The 3,335-nt window shown below is 62.8% G+C and carries 4 protein-coding genes; 1 reads left to right on the top strand and 3 read right to left on the bottom strand.

Annotated features, from left to right (window positions below; all coding sequences use genetic code 11):
• Positions 1-3 precede the first annotated feature (3 nt).
• The gene (locus AC1D1P_RS18450) at positions 4-930 is read left to right on the top strand and encodes an ROK family protein (protein WP_477673963.1); all 927 of its coding nucleotides are present in this window, start codon (positions 4-6) and stop codon (positions 928-930) included.
• A gap of 21 nt (positions 931-951) precedes the next feature.
• Here AC1D1P_RS18450 and mdtD read toward each other — a convergent pair whose 3' ends face one another.
• From mdtD to AC1D1P_RS18435, 3 genes are all read right to left on the bottom strand, one after another.
• The gene (gene mdtD, locus AC1D1P_RS18445; protein ID WP_477670050.1) at positions 952-2,373 is read right to left on the bottom strand and encodes a multidrug transporter subunit MdtD; all 1,422 of its coding nucleotides are present in this window, start codon (positions 2,371-2,373) and stop codon (positions 952-954) included.
• Positions 2,374-2,497: 124 nt separating this feature from the next.
• Complete coding sequence (gene erpA, locus AC1D1P_RS18440; protein ID WP_122955163.1) at positions 2,498-2,863, bottom strand: iron-sulfur cluster insertion protein ErpA; 366 nt, start codon at positions 2,861-2,863, stop codon at positions 2,498-2,500.
• 167 nt (positions 2,864-3,030) lie between these two features.
• A partial coding sequence (locus AC1D1P_RS18435) for a bactofilin family protein (RefSeq protein ID WP_477673962.1) occupies positions 3,031-3,335 on the bottom strand: 305 nt, incomplete at its 5' end.

Below are 3,335 nucleotides of genomic sequence, written 5' to 3'. Positions count from 1 at the left end.
CCCTTGCTGTGCGTTGACGTAGGCGGGACCAAGGTGGCCGTCAGCGTGGCCGATGAGCACGGCGTGCGGGGCCGGGTGACCGAAGCCACCGTCAAACAGGGCAGCCGCGACGCGCTGGGCCAGCAGGTTCTGGCGTTGATGGCACGCAGCTGCGCCGAGGCGGGCATCGATCCCTCAGCCGTTTCGGCAGTGGGCGTCGCATCGTGCGGACCGTTTGCGCTGCACGACGSCCTGATCGAGCTGACAACCCCCAACATCTGCGGCGGCATGGCCGGCAAGGCGCGTGGCCTGCCCAACGACTGGCTCAGCGTGCCGCTGGAAGCACCGCTGCGCCAGGCCTTTCCCAACGTACGCGTAGAAAACGACGGCATCGCCGCACTCGAGGCCGAGCGCCGCTGGGGCGCCCTGCAGGGTCTGGAGCACTGCGCCTATGTGACCTGGAGCACCGGCGTCGGTGTTGGCCTGTGTGTTGATGGCCGGGTGCTGCACGGCAAGCACGGCAATGCGGGCCACGCCGGCCACATGTTTGTGAGCGACAGCCATGACGCACTGTGCGGCTGCGGCAATATCGGCGACCTGGAAGCCTTGGTGGCCGGCAATGCGATAGAGCGGCGGTTTGCCGGCGCGGGCCACGCCGGCGCGATCAACCTCTTTGCCGCCGCGCGCGCGGGCGATGCCAGCGCAACGGTGATGGTCGACGAGCTTTGCCGGGTGATGGGTCGCGCCCTTTACAACCTTGTGGTCACGCTGGATCTCCAGCGCATCAGCCTCGGAGGGAGCGTGTTCCTGAATCACCACGACTATCTTTTGCCGCGCCTTCGGGCCCAGATACAGGGCAAGCTGCCGGCCCTCACGGATGGCGTTGAACTGGTGACGGCCGGGCTGGGCGAACGGGTCGGGGATTTTGCAGCTTTGGCACTGGTGAGTTGACGCGACTGCCGGCAGAAAAAACTAGCCCTGCCCCGAAGCCTCGGTCGCTTCAGCCTTCTTCACCACCCTCACCTGCGGCGACAGCTGCCAGAAAATCCCCGCTGATGCCAGCGTGATCAGCCCCATCGCGGCGAACGTCGCCTGGAAGGAGTGCAGCGTCTGCACGGCCTCGCCGGCACCAAAGAAGCCCGTGAAAGCGGCCAGCACCGCGCCCGCTGCGGCCACGCCCATGCTCATCGCCAGCATCTGCACCATCGACAGCAAACTGTTGCCGCTGCTGGCCATGCTGCTGTCCAGGTCGCGCAGGGTCACGGTGTTCATCGCAGTGAATTGCATCGAGTTGACCGCGCCAAAACATGCCAGCTGGAGGATGTGCAGCCACAGCGGCTGCGCCGGTGTCACGAAAGCAAAACTCGCCATCGTCAGGCCCACCATCGCGGTGTTCGTCACAAGCACCCTGCGATAGCCGTAGCGAGTGATCAGCGGTGTGGTGAAGCGCTTGACCAGCATGCTCGCCACGGCAACCGGCACCATCATCATCCCCGCCTGCAACGGCGAATAGTCCAGGCTGACCTGCAGCAGGAGTGGCACCAGGAAAGGCATGCACGAGCTGCCCAGGCGTGAGAACAAATTGCCCAGCAGTCCGATGCTGAGCGTGGGAATCGAGAACAGCCGCGGCGAAAACAGCGGGTCAGGGCGTTTGGCGGCATGCAGCCAGTACGCGGTAAGGCTGGCCATGCCGAACACCAGCAGCACCAGCACGCTGGCCTGTTTCAGGCCCAGGCCCGACAGCCCGTCCACCGCCAGCGACACGGCCACCATGCCGAAGGCCAGCAAAAGGTAGCCCGGCAGGTCGAAACGCGGCATTTGAAGCCGCGGGTTGTCCTCCATGTAGAAAAGCGTCGCCACGCAGCCCAGTACCCCCACCGGAATGTTGATGAGGAACACCCAGTGCCAGGAAGCCACCTGGACCAGCCAGCCGCCCAGCGTGGGCCCGATCAGCGGGCCAACCAGGCCCGGAACGGCAATGAAGCTCATGGCCTGCAAAAAGCGCTCGCGCGGAAAGGCGCGCAGCACGGCCAGCCGGCCCACCGGCAGCAGCAGCGCCCCGCCCATCCCCTGCACCACCCGCGCCGCCACCAGCTGCATCAGGTTGCCGGACAGCGCGCAGGCGATGGAGCCAATGACGAACAGCGAGATCGCCCCCACATACACCCGCCGCGTGCCAAAGCGGTCGGCGATCCAGCCGGACGCGGGGATCAGCATGGCCATGGTGAGGGAATAGGCCACCACCACCGACTGCATGCGCAAAGGACTTTCGCCAAAGCTGCGGGCCATGGCCGGCAAGGTGGTGTTGACGATGGTGGCGTCCAGCGTCTGCATGAAAAAGCCGATAGCTACCAGCCAAAGCAGCATGCGCAATGATTTTTCTTCTGCCTGCATGGATAAGAGATGCGAAAGTGCGAACTTGGTTCACCGCATGGGAAATCAAGAAGACAAGAGGATGGCCGGACAGCAAAAAGCCGCCCCGAAGGCGGCTTTTAAAGCGAAAGCGTTGAGTTCCGCCTCAGGCCGAGAAGCTGGATCCGCAGCCGCAGGTGCTGGTGGCGTTGGGGTTCTTGATGACGAATTGCGCGCCTTCAAGGTCGTCCTTGTAGTCGATTTCGGCGCCCACAAGATACTGGTAGCTCATGGCGTCGATCAGCAGGGACACGCCATTTTTGGTCATGGTGGTGTCGTCTTCGTTGGTGATTTCATCGAAGGTGAAACCGTACTGGAAACCGGAGCAGCCCCCGCCCTGCACAAAGACGCGCAGCTTCAGATCCGGGTTGCCTTCTTCGGCGATCAGCTCAGCCACTTTGGACGCGGCGCTGTCGGTGAAGACAAAGGGCGCGGGCATTTCGGTCTGGATATTTTCGGCAACGGCACTCATGGGGACTCCAATACATAAAGCGAATCAGGGTTCGCGATTCGAGGCTTTCAAGCCTCTGGCGACACTTATGGCAAATAGTACAGCAATTCAATCAACCATAACGCCCATGCGTGTTAGGCCCGGCGGTCTATTTGTGAGCGCTTACTCGCCCAATTCACCCCCACCAATCAGATGTTGTTGGCGGCCAGTTTGAGCGTGGGTTTTTCTTCTAGTTCCGCGTGGCTTGTAGCGCGCAACTGTCCGAAGATGACGGCGCCCTGGTGCATTTCAAGCGCCTTGTAAGACACGTCGCCCTCGATTTTGGCTTTGGGCTGCAATTCAAGCAGCTCGGATGCGTGGACAGGGCCCATCACCCGGCCATTGATGATCACATGGTCGGCATGAATATGGCCGGTCACGGTGGCGGACTCGCTGATCACCAGAATGCTGGAGCTGCCTTCGGCGGCGCGGATGTCGCCGATCACTTCACCGT

The organism is Polaromonas sp. P1_E1_2 (assembly GCF_056406035.1).
Note: the sequence above shows the minus strand (reverse complement) of the source record. Positions and strands in the feature narration are given on the sequence as shown.

Bases quoted from the DNA above. Each gene is read 5' to 3' on its own strand.
- mdtD (WP_477670050.1), bottom strand. From the start codon at position 2,373: ATGCAGGCAGAAGAAAAATCATTGCGCATGCTGCTTTGGCTGGTAGCT.
- erpA (WP_122955163.1), bottom strand. From the start codon at position 2,863: ATGAGTGCCGTTGCCGAAAATATCCAGACCGAAATGCCCGCGCCCTTT.